Raw genomic sequence first — 23877 nt, 5'->3', positions numbered from 1 at the left:
TTGTGCGCAACTTTAGCCGCAAGCGCCGGGCGGATAAAGTCTTCTCACACCCACACAGAATTTGGAGTACAGCCCATGACCAGCCTGGTCCGCAAGATTCCCGCCGCCCCCTCGGCCATCGCCCTGATGCATTTCAGCAACCGTCTGACCTTCGAAACCGACTGTTCCGACGTCTACGGCAGCCAACAGGCCGGCGAAGTTGATTTTGTCCTGGTGGACGTGCGCGGCCCGCTCGCGTTCGAGCGTGGCCATGTGCCGGGAGCGATCAATATTCCGGGGCGACTGCTGAGCGCTGAAGGTCTGGCGGCCTACCCGAAAGCCGCCATGTTCGTGGTGTATTGCGCCGGGCCCCACTGCAACGGTGCCAACAAGGCTGCCGTGAAACTGGCGGCGCTGGGTTACCCGGTCAAGGAAATGATCGGCGGGGTGACCGGGTGGCTGGATGAAGGCTTTGAGTTGAGTGTTGCGATGCAACGGCCTGTCAGCACCGTGATCGGTTGCGAGTGTTGATGTAGTCGAAAAGATCGCAGCCTCGTTTCACTCGACAGCTCCTACAGGTCTACGTGATCGCCTGTAGGAGCTGTCGAGTGAAACGAGGCTGCGATCTTTTGATCTTGCTTCTTAAACCCGCGCCTCCCACCACCCATCTAGCGCCGCCTGCAACCACTCGAACACGGCCGCGTAGGCGGCGCTGTCCTGTCGACCCCGGGGCAGCGGTGACTCGTCGGCAAAGTGTTCATTGAGCATCGCCACCGATTCAGCCGTCCACTCCGGATGAAACTGCAACCCCACCCGCGTCGGCCCGACGCGAAACATCTGCTGCTCGCACTGATCACTGCTGGCCAGCAACTGCGCGTTTGGCGGCAGGTCGATGGCGTCTTCGTGCCATTCCAGCACGTTCAGATGCTGACCATCGGCGAACGTCACGCGGGTCCAACCGGTTTCGGTTCGATCCATCCGCCGCACATTCCCGCCCAGACTCAGCGCCAGTAACTGCGCCCCCAGGCAAATCGCAAACACCGACGCGCCTTGGTCCAGACTGCCTGCCAACCACTGGCGTTCGGCTTCCAGCCAGGCGGGTCCGGCGTTGGATTCATAAGGCCCGCCCAAAAAAATCACGGGTACTGCACTCACTGGCGGCAACTGGCCGAGGTCGGCGCGAAATACGTTCAAGGTCAAACCTCGGGACGCAGCCCATGTAGCAATGGCACCGGGACCTTCGGCGGGGTGGTGCTGGATCAGGTTCAACGTGGGCATAAGGGCTCTCTTGTAGTTTTTGCTTGTAGGTTTTGTCTGAAAAAAGGGCTTGTCCTACAGTCTTTGCACTGGCTTGGCGCACGCTTCAAGGGACTTGAATCCGTCGGCCACTTTTCTATAAGTATTTGTCGCTTAAACACAATTTGCCCTCCTTGAGCCGCTCTAGACTGCCGCCCACTTCGGTGCTCTCCAATCGGAAGCAGCAACCGAAAGCCAATCGAAAGCTGCCAATAAAAGCCTCCGCACACAGGAGTTATAAATGAAGAAGCTAGTGATGTTCGGTGCCCTGGCACTGTCGATGTTGTCTCTGACGGCTGTGGCCGAAGACGCCAAGCCGATCCGCCTCGGTATCGAAGCCGGTTACCCGCCATTCTCGATGAAAACCCCTGACGGCAAACTCACCGGCTTCGACGTGGACATCGGCGACGCGCTGTGCGAGCAGATGAAAGTGAAGTGCACCTGGGTCGAGCAAGAGTTCGACGGCCTGATCCCGGCGCTGAAGGTCAAGAAAATCGACGCGATCCTGTCGTCCATGACCATCACCGACGATCGCAAAAAGAACGTCGATTTCACCATCAAGTACTACCACACCCCGGCGCGCTTCGTGATGAAGGAAGGCACCGACATCAAGGACCCGCTGACCGAGCTCAAAGGCAAGAAAGTCGGTGTGCTGCGCGCCAGTACCCACGACCGCTTCGCCACTGAAGTGCTGGTGCCGGCCGGTATCAATCTGGTTCGCTACGGCTCGCAGCAGGAAGCCAACCTGGACATGGTCGCCGGTCGTCTCGACGCGATGCTGGCCGACTCGGTCAGCCTGGACGACGGTTTCCTGAAAACCGACGCCGGTAAAGGTTTCGCTTTCGTCGGCCCGACCTACGAAGACGCCAAATACTTCGGCGGCGGCGCCGGTATTGCGGTGCGCAAGGGCGATACCGAGCTGGCAGAGAAATTCAACACCGCCATCACCGAAATTCGCGCCAATGGCAAGTACAAGCAAGTGCAAGACAAGTACTTCGACTTTGACGTTTACGGCCAGTAATCACGCCGTTCAAAAAAGTGGCAACCGTTGACGCGGTTGCCACTTTTTTTATGTGATTTATCCTGCGACATACATCCAATGTAGGAGCTGCCGAAGGCTGCGATCTTTTGATTTTCTGCAGTTTCACTGCCGCTAAAGATCAAGATCTAAAGATCGCAGCCTTCGGCAGCTCCTACGCTCAGCGATCCTGAGCACCGATAGCTACAGGAGCACCCCCATGCAACGCATCGATCATTCACTGCCCTGGAGTCACTTGGGCACCGAGCGCACCCTCAGCGTGTTTCGTTTTGGCGCGGGCACTCGCAAGGTCTACATCCAGGCCAGCCTGCACGCTGATGAACTGCCGGGCATGCGCACGGCGTGGGAGCTGAAAAAACGTCTGGCCGAGCTCGAAACCCAAGGTCAATTGAAGGGCGTGATCGAACTGGTCCCGGTGGCGAATCCCATCGGCCTCGATCAACACCTGCAAGGCAGCCACATGGGCCGCTTCGAACTGGGCAGCGGCAAGAACTTCAACCGCTCCTTCGTCGAACTCAGCGCACCGGTGGCCGAGTTGATCGGTGATCGGTTGGGCAATGATGCGGTTGCCAACATTGCGCTGATTCGCCAGACCATGGGCCAGGTACTCGACGGCTTGCCGGCACCTGCCTCGCAGCTTGAAGCCATGCACCGCTTGCTGCTGCGCCACGCCTGTGAGGCCGACATCACCCTCGATCTGCATTGTGATTTCGACGCGGCGATTCATCTGTATGCCTTGCCGCAACACTGGCCGCAGTGGCAATCCCTGGCGGCACGTTTGAAGGCTGGGGTGGCGTTGCTCTGTGAAGACTCCGGCGGCAGCTCATTCGATGAGTCGTGTTCAACGCCGTGGTTGCGCCTGGCCAAGGCTTTCCCTGAGGCCGCGATCCCGCCGGCCAATCTGGCGACGACGCTGGAGCTGGGCAGCATGGGTGATACGCGAGTCGATCAGGCTCAAGCCAATTGCGAGGCGATTCTCGGGTTCCTCGCCGAGCAGGGTTTCATCACCGGTACTTGGCCATCGGCCCCGAGCGAATGCTGTGAAGGCATGCCGTTCGAAGGCACCCAATACCTGTTCGCGCCGCATCACGGGGTCGTCAGTTTCCTGCGCGATTCCGGTGAGTGGGTGGAGAAGGGTGATGCGCTGTTTGAAGTGGTCGACCCGCTGAATGATCGGGTCACGACCGTTTGCGCCGGGACCAGTGGCGTGTTGTTTGCGATTGATCGTGGGCGTTATACGCAGCCGGGCACTTGGCAGGCGAAGGTCGCGGGGCGTGAACCGATTCGGGTCGGAAAACTCATCAACGATTAGCCGAGGAATCTTCGTAGCGTCTTAGGGCCTCATCGCGAGCAAGCTCGCTCCCACATTTGAAATGCATTCCCCTGTGGGAGCGAGCCTGCTCGCGAAGGCGGCATCAGCAGCACCTAATATGCCCCGGCAAGCTTCACAGTGTTAGGCTCTGCCCCGAATCCTGCGCTCTGTGAAGGAAGGTTTATGTTGAAGTTTCTCGCTCTGCTGACACTCCTGGCGTCCGCCGCCGTCCACGCTCAAACCCCGTTGCAAACCGATCTGCCGCTCAAGTACCTGGAACAGGCCAACCCCGAATCGCGCAATCAGCCCCTGGTGATTTTCCTTCACGGTTACGGCAGTAACGAGGAGGATTTGTTCGGCATCAAGGATGAGTTGCCCGCGCAATACAACTTCCTGTCGGTGCGGGCGCCGATGACGATGGAAGAGGGCAGCTATCAGTGGTTTCGCAAGAAAGGCGAAGGTGCCTACAACGGCGAGACCGATGATCTGAAGGCCAGCGGTGAGGTCTTGCTGGATTTCGTCGCACAAGCGGCGAAGAAATATCACACCGAACCGAACAAGGTGTTCTTGGTGGGTTTCAGCCAGGGCGCGATCATGTCCTACGAGGTGGCCCTGCGTCATCCCGAGGCAGTGGGCGGGATCGCGGCGTTGAGCGGACGGATTTTGCCGGTGCTCCGGTCCGAACTGAAACCGGATGAAAAGCGCCAGAAGCTGGCGATTTTCATCGGTCATGGCACTGCGGATAAACGTCTTCCGTACATTGACGGTACGGACGCCGACAGCCTGTTGCAGAGCCTGTCACTCAAGCCTGAATTTCATGCCTACCCTGGCGTCGGTCACAGCATCAGTGCTGTCGAATTGCAGGACTTGAGCGCCTGGTTGCAGCGCCTCAATCCTTGATACTTACTTGCCAGTGACGATCTGTTTGACCAGCGTCTCGTGGCCAGCATTGTCACTGAGGCGGGAAATCACCTGAACGATCGCCATGCGCGTGTTGGACGCGGCCATCAGCGTGGTGTCGAGGGTTTTGCCGCCGCCCTGGGTGGCGGTGCTGTCGATCTGCCGCAACCCCAGGCCAGTGCCTTTTTGGGTCAGGCTTTTTTCACTGAGTTTGGTGAAGTCCGGCAGCGCCGTGGCTTGTTCGGTGGCGAAGGCGGACGCCGTGGAGTCGAGGAACTGACCGTCGTTGTCTTTGACGTTGAGGCCACTGGGGATGGTGTTTTCAGCGGCGATCACAACGGTTTTAGTCGCCTGATTGGTGTACATGGTGCCCGTTGCCCCGGCGGTGCCGGTGGTCGCGTCGCCGGCAGGCAACGGGTTGGCGACGAAGCCTTTAGGCAGGGTGAACGTGAACTTGCCGCCGAGCATCGAGACTTTCTGTGCGGGCGCGGTATCGCTGGCAGTGGCCTTGGCGGCCTGCGCATTCAGCGCTCCCAGGCTGGCAACCGCCGTCAACAACAAGACAACGGTTTTTTTACTCAACAATGACATTCAGAAACTCCAGGGGATGGTCGGTCTCGCGGTGGGGGGCGATCATCCCATGGAGGTTGCGGCGCATTCCAGCGCGGTCTAACGGACGGTCACGTTCCTTTGGCCAGCGCAATTACCTATGGCTACTTATGGGCTCAAAAAACACTACGTCGCCACGCGAGTCCGGCAGGATTTAAAGCGGCCAGCGGGTAAGGTCGCGCCCCCGGAAAAATGTCGAACGCTTCCTCGATTTTTGGAAAGCTTTCACGCGTTTAACGTACGCGTTTAAAGACACCCGCTGTTACGTCCTAACGGCTACAACGCCTTGCGTCGTTGCCTACGCGTACGCCAGAATTCGCTGGCTTGTGCGGCTGTGGGGCGGGCTATATCGTTTGCTGGTCACTGCAAAACAGTGATCGGGTTTGGTAGCCCACCTCGAAACGGTCACATGGCGACACCTATGCAGTCTCTTTTTTTGGGACTCGGCTTTATGGTGGGCATGCGTGGGGCTCCTTTGTGAGCGCCGGGTTTCCCGTTTTCGACCGGTCTACCAACCCACGTATGGCCGCCACCCTTCGTTTGGTAGCGAGGGTGATGGCTCCTCAATCTCAATATTGAAAATGGGAGCTTCATCTATGTTCAAAGTTACGCCCAACCCCCCGAATACCACTCCGATACCCTACGACGCTTTTCTTGATCTTGACCCCAAGAAAATGAAAGAGGCGGCCGACCGCGCACTCAGCTTCTACCTCAACCCCGGGGCGTCGAAAACGCAGATACCGCCCCGCAAGCCCAGCACCATTTTCACCATCGACGCAGCGGTGGATGACGAAACGTTGCTCGTCGAGGCCTGCGAATCGTTGGCATCCGCCAGCGCCATGGTCAACGATCTCACTGACTTGACCGACGGCCCACGACGGCAAACGATGCTGGTGCTGCAACGGGTCATCATGTTGAGTGAGTTAGCGGTCAATCGCGTACTGGATAACCACAAGCCTGGGTAGTAGCCAGGCGGGTAGCGAGGGCGCTTGCGCCCTCGCTGTTTTGCAGCAGTCAAGGGTCGCAACCGCGATGCGCTTCCTTATGTTTTTTTGCAGTAAACAATAAACGCGACTTGATCACTCATTTCATCACCTTCGAATGCTGTGAATGGGTTACTGCGCCTGGTTCTGCGGGAACAGGTTGCGACGGGTTTCTTCGTCGAATTCAGCCTTCAGCACCAGTTTCTCTTTAAGACCGTGGGCACGTTGGGCGGCCGGACGGGCGCTGATTTCATCGAACAGGCGCTTGACGTTCGGGTACGCCGCCAGGCCGTTCTCGCCGAGGATGTACGGCGCGTAATTGGCCCAACCCCAGAGCGCCATGTCGGCGATGCTGTAGGTGTCGCCGGCCAGGTATTGATGGTCGGCCAGACGCTGATCGAGCACGCGGTAGTGGCGTTCGACTTCCTTGAGGTAGCGGTTTTTCGCATACGCAAGGTCTTCCGGTGCGTGGTGCAGGAAATGCACCGCCTGACCGGAAAATGGTGACAGGCCAGTGGCGATGAACATCAGCCATGACAGTAGCTCGGCTTGCCCGGCCACGGAGGTCGGCAGGAAGCGCTGATGTTTCTGCGCCAGGTGCAGCAGGATTGCCTGGGAGTCGAAGACGGTCGCGTCGCCATCGACCAGGGCTGGCACTTTGGCGTTCGGGTTGATCGCCAAAAAGGCCGGCAGGTGTTGCTCGCCCTTGAAGGTGTCGACGCCAATCAATTCGTAGGGCGTTTGCAGTTCTTCGAGCAGCAGGGCGACTTTCATCGGATTGGGCGAAGGATGGAAAAAGAACTTCATGGTGTAGGCCTCAGTCAGTGGTGGGTATTGAACTGAGGCTGATGTTGAAGTAAACCCGTTCGAATGACGTGCGAGCTTTTTGCTTCACTCGTTCGAAACTATCGAACGTGTTATCGGCACTTTGACGGTTGATCGCGACGTGGCGATGACTGCCCCGGCGATAATCAGCAGCGCGGGGACGATCAGAATCGGGCTGGCATGGCTGCGCCCCACGGTGATCAGCAACAACGTGGACATCAGCGGCGCCAGGTAGGAAAGCGCCCCCAGCGTCGCCAGACTGCCGTGTTTGGTGGCGTGGTCCCAGGCAAAAAACGCCAGACCTACCGGTCCGAGTCCGAGGACTACAATCGCGGTCCATTGGCTGAAGTCGGGTTGTATCGTGATTTCGAACATCAGGTGACAAACCAGTCCGGCCACGGCGACCAGGCCACAGATGCCACCAATGATGCTGCTCGGTACTTCGCTGAACCGGCGGTTGATCACCGAGTAAACGGACCAGATCAGCGCACAACCGAACGCCGCGAGATAACCGGCGATGGGCATCGCGGCGCCAGCATTCGGGGCACGCTGCTGCATGATGAAGGCCGTGCCGGCCAGGCCCAGCAGTGCGCCGAGCAATTGCCGCTTGTGCAGCTTTTCGCCGACCGAGAACGCCGACAGCAACACCAGCAACAGCGGCCAAAGGTAGTTGATCAGACTGGCTTCAGCCGCCGGGGCGGCTTTGAGTGAGAAAAAGTACAGCGCGTGATAAACGAAAATTCCGACGAACCCGGTCGCCCAAACGGCCCAGGGCTGGCGCCAACTGGTGAACCCGGCGAGCCCGTGTCGGCCCAGAATCACCAGGCTCGCCGCGAACGCCGCGCCGAAACTCAGCGTCAGCACTTCAAAGGGTGGAATGCCTTCGGTGAGGGTGGTCAGCAAGGCCAGGGAGGACCAGAGCACAATCGCAATCACGCCTACGGCCGTCGCGCTGTGGCTGTTTCGAAGCGGAGTCATGTCTGTTCCTTCAGCGCGATGAGCGGGCGACCATCCGGGCCCGATGACATCAAGCAGCTTAGCGTTTGATCGCCGTACGTCCAGCGTCCGCTACCGGGTTCGCCGGCTTGGCCAACAAGCGCTTGGTCACCCCGAGCATACCCACGGACACCGCGACGCCCACGGCGAACGCGCTCAAACCCATGCCTGGCAAGGCCAGCGCCAACACCAGGCAAAACGCGGCGAACGAATACATCCCGGTCGCCGTCGCCCGCAGCAAAGCAGCGGTAAACGCCGGCCCGCGGGTTTGCTGGGAGAACACCGCCATCACGCTGCCCAGCACCGGGAACACGGCGAGCAGGCCGCTCCAGCGTTCACCAACGGTGCTGGCCAACAACGTGACGGCGAGGGTGAGCAGGGCGCCGGCAATCATGCGCAACAGCAATTTGTCGGACTTCGGCGCCGGGCCCGACACGATCGGCTGTACCGAGGGAAACAGATACGGCGCCGCCAGCAGGGCGGTCGCGGCGGCGATCACCGAGAACACCAGGGACGGCGCAATCAACGACAGCACTACGGCCGCCGTGGCCCAGACCAACAGCGAAATCACCAGCGCCCACGGCCAACCCGCGCGCTGTGCAACCTGAGCGTAGGTCACGCAAAAGGCAATCATCGCGAACATCGCCGACAGCGCTGCCGTCGCCGATTGAGCGGCGAACACCTGGCCTTGTTCGATGGCGAGAAAGAACAGAATCGGCCCGACCACCACTGGCAACCCCGACAGCCAACCGGCGACACTCGGTCCCCAGCGTTTACCGGCCAGGGAAATCAGCAAGAGAAATCCTGGGATGACCAGCAGTTTGAGTAACAGCACGCACGTACCTCCGACTTGAGTGAGTCGGCAACGTTAGCATTGCGTGGGAGTGATTGCTCTATAGATGTCGTGATTTTGTATACAAAGATTGTGGTTTTTAATGCTGACTCAGGTGTTCACGATACGGTCCATGTAGGAGCTGCCGAAGGCTGCGATCTTTTGATTTTCAGCAATTTCAGCGCCGCCGAAGATCAAGATCAAAAGATCGCAGCCTTCGGCAGCTCCTACAGGGTTTCTTCAACCCCGTTCAAACGCCTCGACCACAAAGTCGATGAACACCCGGGTCTTGGCCGGCATCAACGTGCGGCTCGGGTAGTACAGCGAAATCGGTCCCGCGTCGGCGTGCCAGTCGGGCAGCAGGCGCGCCAGTTCGCCACGCTGGATATTCGCCAGCACATCCGGCAACACCAGCAGTGTCACGCCCAGGCCGAGTATCGCCGCTTCACGCATGGCGGCCGGATCATTGAGCACAATGTTTTCATTCAGATTGGCCGGTGCTTCGTGGCCCGCGCCATCGTGCATCAGCCATTGGCGAATCTGCCCGGTGCGGGTGCCGCGCATCACAATGCCGGTGTGCCCCGACAGGTCTGCCGGACTGTCGGGCAGGCTGCGTCCTGCGAGGTAGGCGGGAGAGGCGACCGCCACGACATGCGCCGCCGCCAACGTCCGCGACACCACACCGGGCGTTAACTTGAAGCCGCCGCCAATGGCCGCGTCATACCCTTCGGCAATCAAATCCACGGGGCGGTTTTCGAAGTGCCATTCCGGGCGAATCAGCGGGTAGCGCGCCAGGAACGCCGGCAGCAGCGGCAAGACATGATCGATGCCAAACGTCGGCGCCAGACTGACTTTGAGCACGCCCGTCGGCTCGCCTTGGTCACTGCTCACCGCGCTGATTGCTGTCTGCAGTGCTTGCAGATTACCGCCGATACTCGTCAGAAAGCGTTCCCCGGCTTCGGTCAGGGACAGCTTGCGGGTCGAGCGCTGGAACAGCCGCACGCCGATGTTGCGTTCGAGCATCGCCACGTTGCGGCTGACAGCGGCCGGGGTCAGCGCGAGCACCCGTGCGGCGGCGGAGAAACTGCCGGTTTCGGCACTGCGGACGAAGGATTCGAGATTGGCGAGGGTTTCCATGGCAGGCACCTGCTAGTCATGCTTGAAGATCATTCAAGGCATTACCCGCTAATCAAACACTAATGGCAAGCGCAGTATTCACTCCAACGACAACCCACGGAGTGAACAACCATGAGCACCATCGGAATCATCGGCGCCGGCGCAATCGGCGCAGGCTTTGCCAGAGCACTGTCACGTCAAGGCATTAAAGTGGTTATCGCCAACAGCCGTGGCCCGCAAAGCCTGGCCTCGCTGGTGGAAGAACTCGGACCAACGGCGCGTGCCGGATCTCGCGAGGAGGCCGCCGCACAAGCCATCGTGTTGGTCGCGGTCAACTGGTCGAAGTTGCCGACCGCGCTCGCCGGCCTGCCGGATTTTGGCGGACGGATTGTCATCGACGCCAACAACTCAATTGAGGCGCCGTCGTTCAAGGCGGTGGATTTGCAGGGGCGGACGTCCAGCGAAGTGTTTGCCGAATGGGTGCCCGGTGCGCGGGTGGTGAAGGCGTTCAATCACCTTCAGGCGCGTTTTCTGGAGAGCGATCCGGCGGCGGAGGGCGGGCGCCGAGTGCTGTTTCTCTCGGGTGATGATGCCGATGCGAAAGCTCAAGTGGCGGCGCTGATCGAACAGCTGGGCTTCTTCGGGATTGATCTGGGGGAATTGAGCGTCGGTGCGCGGCTGGTGCAGTTTCCAGGCGGTCCGCTGCCGGTGCTGAATCTGGTGAAATTTGCCTGACGGCCAGACAAAAAGAACCCGGTGCCAAACAGCTGAGGCAAGCCTGAATGTATGCTCATTGTGGCGAGGGGGCTTGCCCCCGTTGGAGTGCGAAGCGCTCCAAAAGTCTTCGACAATTGCCGAGATTTTGGGGGCTGCTGCGCAACCCAACGGGGGCAAGCCCCCTCGCCACAAAAGCGGCTCAGATTTAACTCGGAAGCACCGGGTGTATTGCCAGACGGCGAACGGATATTCGTGGGTCCCCGCACCGTCTGTTGAACGCTTTACGCCCGTTCGATCGCCAGTGCCACGCCCTGACCACCACCGATGCACAGGGTGGCGAGGCCTTTCTTGGCGTCACGCTTGATCATTTCATGCAGCAGAGTCACCAGCACCCGGCAACCCGATGCACCGATCGGGTGGCCCAGGGCGATAGCGCCGCCGTTGACGTTGACCTTGTTCAGGTCCCATTCCAGGTCCTTGGCCACCGCCAGCGATTGTGCAGCGAAGGCTTCGTTGGCTTCGATCAGATCCAGTTGGTCGATGGACCAGCCGGCCTTGTCCAGGCAACGACGAGTCGCGCTGACCGGGCCGATGCCCATGATCGCCGGGTCTACGCCCGCATTGGCGTAAGCGGCGATTTTCGCCAGCACGGGCAGGCCGAGGGCCTTGGCTTTTTCCGCACTCATCAGGATTACGGCGGCGGCACCGTCGTTCAGGGACGAGGCGTTACCGGCGGTCACCGAACCGTCCTTCTTGAAGGCCGGTTTCAGTTTGCCCAGGGAGTCGGCCGTGGTGCCGGCCCGTGGCTGTTCGTCAACCTGGAAAGCAACAGGATCGCCTTTGCGCTGAGGAATCAGGATCGGCGTGATCTCGTCGGCAAAACGCCCGGTTTCGATGGCGGCCGTGGCTTTCTGCTGCGAGGCCGCGGCGAAGGCGTCTTGCTGTTCGCGGGTCAGGTTGTACTTCTCAGCCAGGTTTTCTGCGGTGATGCCCATGTGGTAATCGTTGAACGCATCCCACAGGCCGTCGCTGATCATGGTGTCGACGATTTGCGCGTGACCCATGCGCAGACCGGTTCGAGCACCCGGCATGACGTAGTTGGACAGGCTCATGTTTTCCTGGCCGCCGGCAATGATCACGTCGGCATCGCCGCAGCGAATCGCCTGAGTGGCCAGATGCAGCGCCTTGAGGCCCGAGCCGCAGACCTTGTTCAGGGTCATCGCAGGCACGGTGAAGGGCAGACCGGCCTTGATCGCGGACTGGCGCGCAGGGTTTTGCCCGGCACCGGCGGTCAACACCTGGCCCATGATCACTTCATCGACTTCAGCAACGTTCAGGCCGGTTTGCGCCAGCAACTGACGGATTACCGCGGCACCGAGATCAACCGCGGACACGTTGGCCAGGGCACCCTGGAAACTGCCGATGGCGGTGCGGGTGGCGGCGACAATGACGACTTCTTGCATGGAATGATTCCTCACTGGGCAGCGAACTGCATTTCCGGAACGTGATCCGGCACGATCAGTTTACCGGCGGTCTTGGCGACAATCTCCTCGACGCTGACGCCCGGTGCACGTTCCTTGAGGATGAACGCGCCGTTTTCGATTTCCAGGTAAGCCAGGTCGGTCAGCACACGCTTGATGCACCCCGCACCGGTCAGCGGCAGGCTGCATTTGGACAGGAGCTTGGACTCCCCGTCCTTGGACGCGTGGGTCATGATGACGATGATGTTGTCTGCGCCGGCCACCAGGTCCATAGCGCCGCCCATGCCCTTGACCAGTTTGCCGGGAATCATCCACGAGGCGATGTTGCCTTGCACGTCTACTTCAAAGGCGCCCAGCACGGTCAGGTCGACATGACCACCGCGGATCATCGCGAAGGACTCGGCCGAGGAAAAGATCGACGCGCCGATACGCGCGGTCACGGTTTGTTTGCCGGCGTTGATCATGTCGGCATCGATGGTTTCTTCAGTAGGAAAGGGGCCCATGCCCAGCAGGCCGTTTTCCGACTGCAGCATGACTTCCATGCCTTCAGGAATGTAGTTGGCGACCAGGGTCGGAATGCCGATGCCCAGGTTCACGTAGAAGCCGTCCTGCATTTCGCGGGCGACGCGTTGAGCCATTTGTTCGCGGGAAAGTGCCATTGTTGTTATTCCTTCATTCGGTCCGGGGGCAGGGGATCACTTACGCACGGTGCGCTGTTCGATGCGCTTCTCGAACGTGCCGCAAATGACCCGGTCGACGTAGATGCCAGGGGTGTGGATCTGCGCCGGGTCCAGCTCGCCGGGTTCGACGATTTCTTCGACTTCGACCACGGTGATCTTGCCGGCAGTGGCGGCCAGCGGGTTGAAGTTCTGGGCGGTGTGGCGATAGATGACGTTGCCGAAATGGTCGGCTTTCCAGCCTTTGACGATGGCGAAGTCACCGGTGATGGATTCTTCCATCAGGTACTTGCGGCCATGGAATTCGCGGACTTCCTTGCCGTCGGCAACGGGAGTGCCGACGCCGGTCGCGGTGAAGAATGCGGGGATGCCGGCACCGCCTGCGCGCATTTTTTCGGCGAGGGTGCCTTGGGGGGTCAGGACGACTTCGATTTCGCCTTTCAGCAGTTGGTCTTCGAACAACTTGTTCTCGCCAACATAGGAGGCCACCACCTTGCGGATCTGCCGGTCTTCCAGCAGCACGCCGAGGCCGAAACCGTCGACGCCGCAGTTGTTGGAAACCACGGTGAGGTCGCGTGTGCCTTTGCGCTTGATCTCGGCGATGAGGTTTTCCGGGATCCCGCACAGACCGAAGCCGCCGGCGATCACGGTCATGCCGTCTTCAAGACCTGCAAGGGCTTCCTCGTAGGAACTCACGCGCTTGTCGAAACCTGCCATATGCACCTCTTTTATTCTTTGTGGGCGGCTGGCTAGCCGTATGGGATGAAGTGTCTCGCCGCAGTATTCATTTGTTAAGTTGATTTTTAAGGTTGATTGATAGATAAAGCTCACTAATGTAAAGCCATAGGAACCTGTAGGAGCTGTCGAGTGAAACGAGGCTGCGATCTTTTGACGTTGATCTTTAAAAACAAGATCAAAAGATCGCAGCCTCGTTTCACTCGACAGCTCCTACAGGGTTTTTTTACGTTGAATTAATGTAGTTACCTTGGAGAGACCGCGCATGACCGTCAAGCAGATCCGCGCGTTCCTGGCCGTGGCCCAGAGTTTGAGTTTTGCCGTGGCCTGCGAGCGGTTGCACCTGTCGCAATCGGCGCTGAGCCTGACCATCAAGGCACTGGAGGAGGGACTGGGCGGGCGCCTGTTCACCCGCAACACGCGCAATGTCGCGCTGACCGCGGAAGGCGAGTCGCTGGTGCCACTGGCGCGTCGTCTGATCGCTGACTGGGACAATGCCGAGGATGAGCTGCGCCAACGCTTCACTCTCCAGCGTGGCCGCGTGACGCTGGCGGCGATGCCCTCATTTGCCGGCAACCTGCTGCCGCCGATCCTGAAAACCTTCCGCGCGCGCTATCCCAAGGTCAACGTCACGGTGAATGACGTGATCAACGAGCAGGTGCTGGAGATGGTGCGTGACCGGCAGGTTGAGCTGGGGGTGGCGTTTGAACCGAATCAGAGTTCGTCGCTGGCCTTCACGCCGTTGTACATGGATCGTTTCGTCGCCGTGGTGCCGAAGGATTCTCCTTTTGCCGAACGGGAAGACATCGATTGGCAGACCTTGCTCAAGGAACCGTTCATCACCTTGCAGCGCCCGTCGACGGTTCGGGTGATGCTCGAAGAGCACTTGCAGGCGCGAGGGATGAAATTGCCGGTGGAGTTTGAAAGCCATCAGCTGGCGACAGTGGGAAGGATGGTTGCCAGTGGATTGGGGGTGAGCGCGGTGCCGGCGTTGTGTGTCGGGCAGATGCTGGAACTGGGCGCACGGTGCATTACCTTGTGCGATCCGGTGGTGGAGCGGGCGATCGGGGTGTTGACCAAGCCTGGAGTTGAATTGTCGGCGGCGGCGCAGGCGTTGTTCGACATCCTGAAAGAAGAGAACTTGGGCAAACAAGTTTCCCTGCCCTGATCACAACCTCCCTGTAGGAGTGAGCCTGCTCGCGATAGCGGAGTGTCAGTTGACATCAATGTTATCTGATACACCGCTATCGCGAGCAGGCTCACTCCTACAGGGTTTTTGGTTGATCAGGAAGAGAGGCGCTGGTTCAGGAGCGGGAGCAGTTGTTCGCACGAACCCACAATCTTCAAATCCAGCAAATCATCCGCCCGTGTCTTGCCCAAATTAATCGCAATCAACGGCTTCCCCTGATCCGCCACCGCCCGGCATAACCTAAACGCCGAATACGCCATCAACGAAGACCCCACCACCAGCAATCCTGCAGCCTTTTCGACCGCTGCCATCGCTTTGGCCGCCGTCACCTGCGCCACATTCTCGCCAAAAAACACCACGTCCGGCTTCATCCGCTCACCCGCGCAGTGCGGGCAATGCGGCACCTGAAACCGCGCCTCAAACGCCGCATCCAGCAGCGTGTCGCCATCCGGGGCTTGCACCGCATCCACCCCGGCCAGATACGGATTCTGCGCTTCCATCAATTGCTGGATCGAATCCCGTTCGCTGCGTTTTCCGCAGTCCAGGCACAACACCCGGTGCAGGCTGCCGTGAAGTTCGATGACGTCATGGCTGCCGGCCTGGTCGTGCAGGGTGTCGACGTTTTGAGTGATCAGCCCGCTGATCTGCTGCGAACTTTGCAAACGGGCCAAGGCCTCATGGGCCACGTTCGGCTGGGCCTGGCGCACCCGCGGCCAACCGAGCATCGCCCGCGCCCAATAGCGTCGCCGGGATTCGGGGGCAGAGAGAAACTCCTGATACATCATCGGTTGCCGGCCACGCCGCACGCCCTGGTTGTCGCGGTAGTCCGGAATGCCTGACGGAGTGCTGATGCCAGCGCCGGTCAGGACCACAAACGGCTGGTCAGCCATTAACTGCTGAAGGTGGTCGAGCTGTTCGTGGATGAGGCTGTCGAGCATGTTCAACACTCCGGTGGACGTGTAGGAGCTGCCGCAGGCTGCGATCTTTTGATCGTCAGCGATTTCAGCATCGCCAAATCAAGATCAAAAGATCGCAGCCTTCGGCAGCTCCTACAATAGCCCGTCAACGGTGTTTACTTACGCGCCTCCAGAATCAGGTTGAACGGCGTTTCCGTGGCCCGCCGGAACGTCTTGAACCCCGCCTCGGTGAAGACCTTGCGCAAACGCGCCTCGCCAGCCTGGGCACCGAGCCCGAGGCCGACCTCCTGGGACAGCGAGTTCGGGGTGCAGATGAAGGTCGAGGCGGCGTAGAACAAGCGGCCAACCGGGGTGATGTTGTCGTCGAGCTTGTCGTTGGCGAACGGTTCCACCAGCAGCACCGTGCCATCCGGTTTCAGCGCGTCATACGCATGTTTCGCCGCGCCCACCGGGTCGCCCATGTCGTGCAGGCAGTCGAAATAGCACACCAGGTCATAGTCATCGCCGGGGAAGCTTTTTGCCGTGCCCTGGAAGAACCGCGCACGCCCGGCCACGCCACCTTCTTCGGCGCGCTGGGTGGCGACGGTAACGGAGGGCGCGTGGTAGTCGAAACCGACGAACCGCGAATCCGGAAACGACTGGGCCATGATCACGGTGGATGCGCCGTGTCCGCAGCCGATATCCGCCACCTTGGCGCCAGCCTCCAGTTTGGCGACCACGCCTTCGAGCGCCGGCAGCCATTCGGCAACCAAGTGCGCTTTGTAACCTGGCCGGAAGAACCGCTCCGTGCCGCTGAACATGCACGGATGGTGATCGCCCCAGGCGAGGGCACCGTTGCCGCGCATGGCGTTGACCAGTTTGTCCTTGTCATGGAAAAACGATGCAACCACCCCGATACCACCCGCCACATAGACCGGTGAGTCTTCAATCGCCAGTGCCAGGGCCTGCTCTTCGGGCAGTCGGAACTGGCCGTCGCGGTGTTCCATGTAACCGGAAGCGGCGTGGGCGCTGAGCCATTCGCGCAGCAGGCGGGTGTTGCAGCCGGTTTTGTCGGCGAGGGCTTCAGGGGTGACTGGCTGACTGTCGGCCATGGCCCGGTACAGTCCGAGCTCTTCGCCAAGGATGACGTTGGCGAGCATCGCCGCGCCGCCCATGTCGTTCACCAGTTTGCCCATGAAATCATTGAGTCTGGCCTCGTCCATCACGTGTGCTCCTTCAGCAGGATCACGGTCCAGAGGCCTTGTTTTTCGAGGCGTTCACCTCTGGGCGGTGGTCGTGGGAATGAACAGGACGATAAGCACGCCCTGCGTGCACTAAGTTTAGTCCGGGGTCTGTGTGGCGCAGCCTTGAGCGACGAAAGCCACATTCCCCTGACCACCAAAAATTCCCTGTAGGAGTGAGCCTGCTCGCGATAGCGGTGTGTCAGTTGGCATCAGTGTTATCTGACACACCGCTATCGCGAGCAGGCTCACTCCTACAAGGGGATTGGTGGTGTGTATCCGACTGTATCCAACCCCCGTCCCGATACAGTTTCCCCCAATACCAGGGCTCTACCGAACACAGGCGAGATACAAACCTGCGATGAACTGCGTAGGCCATTTGGCACCCTATACACCGTGAAGGGGACAACAATGACTACGCTCCTGCCTGAAACCGACCTGAAATCTACACCCGTCAATCGCCTGCGCGTCGACCAATACACCAGCGGCCTCATCGGCCCAAGCCAGCCGATGCTCGGGCCACTGGCCGACGGCGGTACCCTGATCACCGGCACGCCGCCGGGCTGTTGGGGGCCGATGATCACGCCGGCCTTCGAGGGTGGCCACGAAGTGACGCAACCGGTGGCCATCGCCGGTGCGGAAATCGGCGACGCGGTGGCGATCAAGATCAAAAGCATGCGCGTCACCTCGCTGGCCACTTCGTCGGGGGTGATGAGCTTCGTTGAAGGTCGCTACCACGGCGATCCGTTCGTTTCAAAATTTTGTGCCAAGTGCGGCACCGAACACCCGGCCAGTCATGTCGAAGGCATTGGCGAGGACGCGATTCGCTGTAACAACTGTGGCGCCGAGGTCAGCGCGTTTCGCTTCAGTCACGGCTACGTGATCGTGTTCGATGCGCAGAATCAGGTCAGCCTGACCGTCAATCAGGACATCGCCAATCAACTGGCCGGTCACGCATCCGAGATGTCGGCGCTGCCGGAGTTCGCCGCGCAACATTCGATCCTGTCCCTGGCGCGCGCCGACATCCCCGGTGTGGCGGCGCACATGCGGCCGTTCCTCGGCAACATCGGCACCACGCCGTCCCGTGATTTGCCCGACTCCCATAACTGCGCCGATTTCGGCCAATACCTGATCGGCGCGCCGCACCGTTTCGGCATGACCCGCGAAGAACTGCACGCGGCCAAGACTGACGGTCACATGGACACCAACTCGATCCGCGAGGGTTGCGTGTTGATCTGCCCGGTCAAGGTGCCAGGCGCCGGTGTGTACATGGGCGACATGCACGCCCAACAGGGCAACGGCGAGATTGCCGGACATGCCACCGATTGCTCCGGGGAAACCGAAGTGGTGGTGGAAGTGGTGAAGAACCTGACGCTGGAAGGACCGATCCTGCTGCAAAACCTCGACGACTTGCCGCCCATGGCCCGGCCGATGAATGCCGGGCAGCGGCAGAAAGTCCGCGAACTGGGCGAGCGCTGGGGCCAGCACGACATCGAGCAGAGCGGGCCGATCACCTTTATCGGCAGCGGCGAGAACCTCAACGTCGCGGTAGAGAATGGCTTGAAACGCGCCGCCTCGGTCACCGGTCTGCCGTACGACGAAGTGCTCAACCGCGCGACCATCACCGGCTCGATCGACATCAGCCGCTTGCCGGGCACCGTCCGCGTGACGTTCCTGTGCCCGATGACCGTGCTGGATCGCATCGGCATTGGCCATCTGGTGCGCGAGAAGTACGACCTGGCTTAACGCGCAACGGCGGGTCTGTATCACAGTGTGTACGGACCCGCTGACGATACAACCACTGCGATTTTCTGCCGGAGCGCAACACAGACCGGATACACCCTTTCGGTTAACTGTGATTCCGTTCTGACAATCATTGAGATCGACATCATGCAGACCCCCATCACATCAGCGAAGGCGACCGTCGGGCTCGGTTTGCGTCGCGGTTTAATGAAGGACCTTCAGGCAGCTCGTGTGGGCGATTTCGATTTTCTGGAAGTCGCGCCGGAGAACTGGATCGGTATCGGCGGCGCTCATGGCCATGCGTTGCGTGCCCTGGCCGAGCGTTTTCCGTTGTCCTGTCATGGCTTGTCCTTGTCTTTGGGCGGCCCGGCGCCGCTGGATGTCGGGTTTCTGCAGGAAGTCCGGATTTTTCTCGATCAATACAACGTGCCGCTGTACAGCGAACACTTGAGCTACTGCAGCGATGACGGCCACCTTTACGACCTGCTGCCGTTGCCCTTTACCGAAGAAGCGGTGCATCACGTGTCCGCGCGAATTCGCCAGGCCCAGGACATTCTTGGTCGGCGCCTGGCGGTGGAAAACGTCTCCTACTACGCCGCGCCACAGCAAGACATGGACGAGGTGACCTTCACCAACGCGGTGTTGCGCGAAGCCGATTGCGACCTGCTGCTGGACGTCAACAACGTCTACGTCAACTCGATCAATCACGGTTTCGATCCGCAGACCTTTCTGGCCGGCATCGATTCGGGTCGGGTGGTGGCGATGCACGTGGCCGGGCATTTCGATGAGTCCGACACCTTGAAAATCGACACCCACGGCGCTTCGGTCAAACCGGTGGTCTGGTCGTTGCTGGCTGAGGCTTACGCTCAATTCGGCGCTCAGCCGACGCTGCTGGAACGGGATTTCAACTTCCCGGCATTTTCTGAACTGCTGGGCGAGTTGCAGACCATTCGCCGCCTGCAAACCGAGGGGGTGAGCCGTGGATAAGCCGAGTCTGTTTCAGCAGCAAAACACCCTGGGCCTTTACCTGCGCGATCCCGATCATTGCGCGCCACCGGCCGGGATGGACGTGACACGGGCGCAGGTTTACCGCGACCTGATTTTCGCGAACCTGTCGTCGTTGCTCAGTGGGACTTTTCCGGTGCTGATCAAGATTCTCGGTGAGGAACGCTGGCGTTCACTGGTACGGATTTTCCTGCGCGACTACCGCGCGCACACGCCGAAATTCGGCGAGATCGCCCAGGAGTTTGTCGAGTTCCTGGCCTCGGAACCGCAAGCCTTGGCCGAAGGCGCGTGGCCGCCGTTCATGGTGGAGCTGGCACATTACGAGTGGATCGAGATGGCGTTGCAGCAGTCCGAGGCGGAACCGTTGCCGCTGAGCGATGCCGGGCTGTTGCTGGACCGACCGTTGCAGGTTTCGCCGCTGGCCTGGCCGCTGGCTTATGCCTGGCCGGTGCAGTTGGTGGGGCCAGATTATCAACCGCAGACAGCGCCGGCTCAGCCGACATTGTTGCTGGTGCGTCGGGCTGAGGACTGGAGTGTGAAGTTTTCTGCACTGAGCCCGCTGGCCTGGCGGTTGTTGCAGCGGATTGAGGAATTTCCTCAACTGGACGGGCGTGAGCAGCTGGAAGGATTGGCGGTGGAGGCGGGGATGGCTGGGTCGCCGGAGTTTATGGAAAGCGGCTTGGCATTACTGCAGCAGATACATGAAGAAGGAGTGGTGGACTACTGAAAACACCACCAATCCCTGTGGGAGCGAGCTTGCTCGCGATAGTGGTCTATCAGGCGAAAATGATGTCGCCTGACACACCGCCATCGCGAGCAAGCTCGCTCCCACAGGGATCTACTTTGTTCTTGAGTTAGCGTCAGGTCGGGGGAATCAAACTCTGCCGGCAGTCGAGCACCAACCGCGCACCGCCGAGTTCACTAGTACTGACTTCAAGCGTAAACCCATGCAGGCTCACAATCGCCGCAACGATCGACAGCCCCAGCCCGAACCCGCTTTTCTGGTTGCCGCCGTCGGCACGATAGAAACGCTGGAACACCGCTACCTGTTCACTCTCAGGTATTCCGGGCCCCGAATCGAGCACTTCGATCCGCGTATGCCCGCCCTCATTGACCCCACGCAAAATCACCTCGCCACCCGGCGGTGTGAACTTGATCGAGTTGCTCAGCAAATTCGCCACTGCCTCAAACAACAGCGCTCGATCACCGTTTAGAGAAGGTAACGACTCCGGCAGTTGCAGCTTGAAAACCAGTTCACCTTCTTCCGCCAACGGCAGATAAAAGTCGTGCAGCTCTTGCAACAACGGCACCGGATCCAGCTGCACAAACCCCGAACGGCGCTGACGATCTTCCAGCTCGGAAATCCGCAACAACCCTCGAAAGCGCGCCATCAAGGTGTCCGCTTCACCGAGCACTGAGTCCAGTTGCACCGCCAGCGTCGAACCTTCATCAGCCTGTTGCTGAATCCGGTACAGCTGCGCCCGCAGGCGCGTCAGCGGCGTGCGCAGGTCGTGGGCGATGTTGTCGCAGACGCCTTTGACCTCGTTCATCAAGCGTTCGATACGTTCGAGCATGGCGTTGACGATGGCGGCGAGCATGTCCAGCTCATCGCGGCGATTGGACAGTGGCAGACGGCGGGTCAGGTCGCCGGCGACAATGGCCTCGGCGCTGGCCTGAATCCCGCGAATGCGCCGCAAGGGGCGGCGGCGCAACAAGTGCCAGCCGGCGATGCCCGGCAGGATCGTCAGGGTCACGCCCCAGAACAACGCGTGGAGGATGATCCGGGTCACGGCGAATAACGAACCGTTGTCGCGCACCAGCACCAGCCAGCGTCCATCCCGGGTCTGGGTCGCCACGGCGTCGCAGCTGTCAGCGGGCAGGGTCGGGTCGTCGGAGTCGGCGCAGTCGCTGAGCATGTGAATCTTGCCGTCCAGCGGCAGGCTTTCGGGAATGTGCCGCAGGGCGCCATTGAGGTAGCGATGCTGACCATCGAACAGGCCATAGGCGTCGATGCCGCGAATGTCGAAGGTCATGCTGACGGCGAGGGCGTCCATCAGTTGTTCGCCTTGAAAGCGCGAAAACAAATGCTGGCGCTGCATCAGCGAGTGTTTGGCCAGGTTGTCCAGGTAATCGGACACCTCGTAGTACATGACCCCCATGAGAATGCCGCTCCAGAGCACGAACAGCGAACTGTAGAGCGCCAGCAAACGGCTGCTGGATGAACGCCAGCCGTTAGAGGGGTTCAGCAATGACATAACCCGAGCCTCGCACCGTCCGAATCAGTGGGACATTGCCTGGCGGGTCGATCTTCTTGCGCAGCCGGCCGATGTGCACGTCGATCAGGTTGGTGCCGGGGTCGAAGTGGTAACCCCAGACCTCTTCGAAAATCATCATCCGCGACAGGATCTGCCCGGTGTTGCGCATCAGGAATTCCAGCAACTTGTACTCGGTGGGCAACAGCGTCAGCAGCTGACCGTCGCGGCTGGCTTCATGGCTGATCAGGTTCAACTCCAGATCCGCCACCCGCAACGTGGTGGCCTGGGCGGTCACTGTGTTTTGCCGACGCAGCAGGACTTCGACCCGGGCGGCCATTTCATCGGTGGCAAACGGTTTGGTCAGGTAATCGTCACCGCCCGCGCGCAAGCCGCGCACACGCTCATCGACGTCGGAGAGGGCGCTGATCATCAGGATCGGCGTGGCCACGCCCATGGTCCGCAACGTGGTGACAATCGCCAGACCATCGAGCTCCGGCAGCATGCGGTCGAGGGTGATCAAGTCGTAGTTGCCGCTGACTGCGCGCGCCAGACCTTCGCGGCCGTTGTCGACCCAGTCCACGTCGAGGCCGTGGCTGCTCAGTTCGGCGACGATTTCCCGGGCGGTCACGGCGTCGTCTTCGATGGTCAAGATGCGGGTCATAGGGCGGGCCTGATTAGGAGTACTCAACGTTGAGCGGCATTTTGCCAAGAAATGATGGCAGGCTTTCTAAATAAAACTTCATGTGAGACGAAAAGATCGCAGCCTGCGGCAGCTCCTACATTTAAAACGCGATCCAATGTAGGAGCTGCCGCAGGCTGCGATCTTTTGATTTTTCCATTGAAACCCCCGCTCCCGGTCAATGCATAAAACCCGCCGCAACAGACAGTTCCTTGCAATTTGCATGGCCATTGGAAGTTCAAACTTTATAAGTAATTGAAAATCAGTGATTTATTTAAAGTTGGCGACTGGCACGGTGACTGCACTTCCTTCGTTGAAGAGTTGTAACACCATCTTTCCTGCCTGGAGCGATATAACAATGAATAGATCCTCTGATGGTTTCTATCCTGCCTTCGAAGAAACAAGCACGCTCTCTGGCGTGTCCTGGGGCGCGATCTTCGCCGGGGCCGCTGCTGCGGCGGCGTTGTCGCTGATCCTCGTGTTACTCGGCTTTGGCCTGGGTTTTTCCGCGGTATCGCCGTGGGCCCATGAAGGGGTGAGCGCCAAGGGCCTGGGGATTTCAACAATTGTCTGGTTGGCCGTGACACAAATCGTGGCTTCCGGGCTCGGCGGTTACATCGCCGGTCGTCTGCGGGTGAAGTGGGCCAACATGCACGGGGATGAAGTGTATTTCCGTGATACCGCCCATGGCTTCCTGGCCTGGTGCGTAGCGACGTTGGTGACGGCAACGCTGGTGGTCGGTTCGGTCAGCAGCATTGTCAGTGGTGGCGTGCAGGCCGGGGCGAGTGTGGTCGGTGGCGCTGCGAGTGCCGCGACTCAAGCCGTTGGCACAGCTGCCGGCAACACGGGCAGTGATCAGTACGGTTACTTCGTCGACAGCCTGTTCCGCGATGATCGCCCGGCGGCGATCAGTGATGACGCCGTTCATGGCACCGTGACCCGCATCTTCGTGCGCAGCCTGAGCAACGGCGGTCAACTGGCTGCCGAAGACCGCACCTACCTGGCGCAACTGGTCGCCCAACGGACCAACCTCACTCAAGCAGACGCGGAACGTCGCGTTGATGAAGTGTATGCCCGCACGCAAAAAGCCGTGGCCGACGCCAAACTCGCTGCCCAACAAGCCGCCGATACCGCCGCCAAAGTCGCTGCCTGGACTTCGCTGTGGATGTTCATTGCGCTGCTGATCGGTGCATTTTTCGCCAGCCTCGCTGCCACCTTTGGCGGCCGTCGTCGGGATGCCGTGGTGTATCTGGAATCCGACGCTTACGTAACCACCACTTCACTGCCAGTTCGCTAACCCAGGAGAACTACCATGCGCTCACTACTGCTGTTCTTTCTCGGCGTACCGATCCCGATCATCATCCTGATCGCC

24 protein-coding genes are annotated in these 23877 nt (G+C 60.1%); 11 read left to right on the top strand and 13 right to left on the bottom strand.

The annotated features are described in order from the left end of the window. The first annotated feature begins 75 nt into the window (after positions 1 to 75). Complete coding sequence (locus VD17_RS20550) at positions 76 to 510, top strand: rhodanese-like domain-containing protein (RefSeq protein ID WP_046055389.1); 435 nt, start codon at positions 76 to 78, stop codon at positions 508 to 510. A 111-nt stretch (positions 511 to 621) separates the two neighbouring features. Here VD17_RS20550 and VD17_RS20545 read toward each other — a convergent pair whose 3' ends face one another. Next, entirely contained in the window at positions 622 to 1257 is a 636-nt protein-coding gene (locus VD17_RS20545; protein WP_046055388.1) for a type 1 glutamine amidotransferase, read from the bottom strand. Positions 1258 to 1516: 259 nt separating this feature from the next. Here VD17_RS20545 and VD17_RS20540 point away from each other — a divergent pair, with 259 nt between their 5' ends. The 3 genes from VD17_RS20540 to VD17_RS20530 all read left to right on the top strand — a co-directional run bounded on the left by VD17_RS20540 (position 1517) and on the right by VD17_RS20530 (position 4526). After that, complete coding sequence (locus tag VD17_RS20540) at positions 1517 to 2296, top strand: ABC transporter substrate-binding protein (protein ID WP_046055387.1); 780 nt, start codon at positions 1517 to 1519, stop codon at positions 2294 to 2296. A 217-nt stretch (positions 2297 to 2513) separates the two neighbouring features. Beyond that, complete coding sequence (locus tag VD17_RS20535; RefSeq protein WP_046055386.1) at positions 2514 to 3626, top strand: succinylglutamate desuccinylase/aspartoacylase family protein; 1113 nt, start codon at positions 2514 to 2516, stop codon at positions 3624 to 3626. Positions 3627 to 3809: 183 nt separating this feature from the next. Next, positions 3810 to 4526: an alpha/beta hydrolase gene (locus VD17_RS20530; RefSeq protein ID WP_046055385.1), complete on the top strand. Its 717-nt coding sequence runs from the start codon at positions 3810 to 3812 to the stop codon at positions 4524 to 4526. Positions 4527 to 4529: 3 nt separating this feature from the next. On the opposite strand, the gene VD17_RS20525 is transcribed toward VD17_RS20530, so the two are convergent. Continuing rightward, positions 4530 to 5117, bottom strand: coding sequence for a hypothetical protein (locus VD17_RS20525; RefSeq protein ID WP_046055384.1), 588 nt, complete (start codon positions 5115 to 5117; stop codon positions 4530 to 4532). 614 nt (positions 5118 to 5731) lie between these two features. Between VD17_RS20525 and VD17_RS20520 the strand changes: the two genes are divergently transcribed. Continuing rightward, positions 5732 to 6100 (top strand): DUF6124 family protein, encoded by a 369-nt coding sequence (locus tag VD17_RS20520; protein WP_046055383.1) that lies wholly within the window; start codon positions 5732 to 5734, stop codon positions 6098 to 6100. 150 nt (positions 6101 to 6250) lie between these two features. On the opposite strand, the gene VD17_RS20515 is transcribed toward VD17_RS20520, so the two are convergent. The 4 genes from VD17_RS20515 to VD17_RS20500 form a co-directional block, all read right to left on the bottom strand. Beyond that, positions 6251 to 6925 carry a glutathione S-transferase family protein gene (locus VD17_RS20515; protein WP_046049595.1) on the bottom strand — a complete coding sequence of 225 codons (675 nt, stop codon included), beginning with the start codon at positions 6923 to 6925 and terminating at the stop codon, positions 6251 to 6253. A gap of 84 nt (positions 6926 to 7009) precedes the next feature. Further along, positions 7010 to 7921, bottom strand: coding sequence for an aromatic amino acid exporter YddG (gene yddG / locus VD17_RS20510; RefSeq protein ID WP_046055382.1), 912 nt, complete (start codon positions 7919 to 7921; stop codon positions 7010 to 7012). A 58-nt stretch (positions 7922 to 7979) separates the two neighbouring features. Next, on the bottom strand, positions 7980 to 8774 hold the full coding sequence (locus VD17_RS20505) for a hypothetical protein (RefSeq protein ID WP_046055381.1): 795 nt from the start codon (positions 8772 to 8774) through the stop codon (positions 7980 to 7982). Between the two features lie 237 nt (positions 8775 to 9011). Further along, a complete protein-coding gene (locus VD17_RS20500; RefSeq protein WP_046055380.1) occupies positions 9012 to 9908 on the bottom strand; it encodes a LysR family transcriptional regulator in 897 nt (298 codons plus the stop codon). Positions 9909 to 10019: 111 nt separating this feature from the next. Here VD17_RS20500 and VD17_RS20495 point away from each other — a divergent pair, with 111 nt between their 5' ends. Beyond that, on the top strand, positions 10020 to 10622 hold the full coding sequence (locus tag VD17_RS20495; protein WP_046055379.1) for an NADPH-dependent F420 reductase: 603 nt from the start codon (positions 10020 to 10022) through the stop codon (positions 10620 to 10622). 263 nt (positions 10623 to 10885) lie between these two features. On the opposite strand, the gene VD17_RS20490 is transcribed toward VD17_RS20495, so the two are convergent. Genes VD17_RS20490 through VD17_RS20480 form a run of 3 tightly spaced genes read right to left on the bottom strand, consistent with a single transcriptional unit; the run spans position 10886 to position 13479 of the window. Continuing rightward, positions 10886 to 12067, bottom strand: a complete 1182-nt coding sequence (locus tag VD17_RS20490; protein WP_046055378.1) for an acetyl-CoA C-acetyltransferase — start codon at positions 12065 to 12067, stop codon at positions 10886 to 10888. An 11-nt stretch (positions 12068 to 12078) separates the two neighbouring features. Further along, positions 12079 to 12744, bottom strand: a complete 666-nt coding sequence (locus tag VD17_RS20485; protein WP_010455523.1) for a CoA transferase subunit B — start codon at positions 12742 to 12744, stop codon at positions 12079 to 12081. A 36-nt stretch (positions 12745 to 12780) separates the two neighbouring features. After that, a complete protein-coding gene (locus tag VD17_RS20480; protein WP_033058258.1) occupies positions 12781 to 13479 on the bottom strand; it encodes a CoA transferase subunit A in 699 nt (232 codons plus the stop codon). A 283-nt stretch (positions 13480 to 13762) separates the two neighbouring features. On the opposite strand from VD17_RS20480, the gene VD17_RS20475 reads away from it, so the two are divergent. Next, positions 13763 to 14665: a LysR family transcriptional regulator gene (locus VD17_RS20475; RefSeq protein WP_046055377.1), complete on the top strand. Its 903-nt coding sequence runs from the start codon at positions 13763 to 13765 to the stop codon at positions 14663 to 14665. Between the two features lie 116 nt (positions 14666 to 14781). On the opposite strand, the gene VD17_RS20470 is transcribed toward VD17_RS20475, so the two are convergent. Then, on the bottom strand, positions 14782 to 15624 hold the full coding sequence (locus tag VD17_RS20470) for an NAD-dependent protein deacetylase (RefSeq protein ID WP_046055376.1): 843 nt from the start codon (positions 15622 to 15624) through the stop codon (positions 14782 to 14784). 134 nt (positions 15625 to 15758) lie between these two features. Then, positions 15759 to 16805 (bottom strand): class I SAM-dependent methyltransferase, encoded by a 1047-nt coding sequence (locus VD17_RS20465; RefSeq protein WP_046055375.1) that lies wholly within the window; start codon positions 16803 to 16805, stop codon positions 15759 to 15761. Between the two features lie 429 nt (positions 16806 to 17234). On the opposite strand from VD17_RS20465, the gene VD17_RS20460 reads away from it, so the two are divergent. The 3 genes from VD17_RS20460 to VD17_RS20450 all read left to right on the top strand — a co-directional run bounded on the left by VD17_RS20460 (position 17235) and on the right by VD17_RS20450 (position 20298). Then, positions 17235 to 18569, top strand: a complete 1335-nt coding sequence (locus VD17_RS20460) for an acetamidase/formamidase family protein (protein WP_046055374.1) — start codon at positions 17235 to 17237, stop codon at positions 18567 to 18569. A 144-nt stretch (positions 18570 to 18713) separates the two neighbouring features. After that, positions 18714 to 19553, top strand: coding sequence for an HvfB family MNIO-type RiPP peptide maturase (locus VD17_RS20455; protein WP_046055373.1), 840 nt, complete (start codon positions 18714 to 18716; stop codon positions 19551 to 19553). Next, positions 19546 to 20298: an HvfC family RiPP maturation protein gene (locus VD17_RS20450; protein WP_046055372.1), complete on the top strand. Its 753-nt coding sequence runs from the start codon at positions 19546 to 19548 to the stop codon at positions 20296 to 20298. Before VD17_RS20455 ends, VD17_RS20450 begins: the two co-directional genes overlap by 8 nt. Positions 20299 to 20431: 133 nt before the next feature. Here the strand turns inward: VD17_RS20450 and VD17_RS20445 are convergent, their stop codons facing one another. Together VD17_RS20445 and VD17_RS20440 are read right to left on the bottom strand one after the other, a co-directional pair. Then, entirely contained in the window at positions 20432 to 21826 is a 1395-nt protein-coding gene (locus VD17_RS20445; RefSeq protein ID WP_046055371.1) for a sensor histidine kinase, read from the bottom strand. Next, the gene (locus VD17_RS20440) at positions 21804 to 22487 is read right to left on the bottom strand and encodes a response regulator transcription factor (protein ID WP_033058247.1); all 684 of its coding nucleotides are present in this window, start codon (positions 22485 to 22487) and stop codon (positions 21804 to 21806) included. Before VD17_RS20440 ends, VD17_RS20445 begins: the two co-directional genes overlap by 23 nt. 376 nt (positions 22488 to 22863) lie before the next feature. On the opposite strand from VD17_RS20440, the gene VD17_RS20435 reads away from it, so the two are divergent. Beyond that, positions 22864 to 23802, top strand: coding sequence for a hypothetical protein (locus tag VD17_RS20435; protein WP_046055370.1), 939 nt, complete (start codon positions 22864 to 22866; stop codon positions 23800 to 23802). Positions 23803 to 23877: the final 75 nt, after the last annotated feature.

Source organism: Pseudomonas fluorescens (assembly GCF_000968015.1).
Lineage (GTDB): Bacteria > Pseudomonadota > Gammaproteobacteria > Pseudomonadales > Pseudomonadaceae > Aquipseudomonas > Aquipseudomonas fluorescens_W.
Note: the sequence above shows the minus strand (reverse complement) of the source record. Positions and strands in the feature narration are given on the sequence as shown.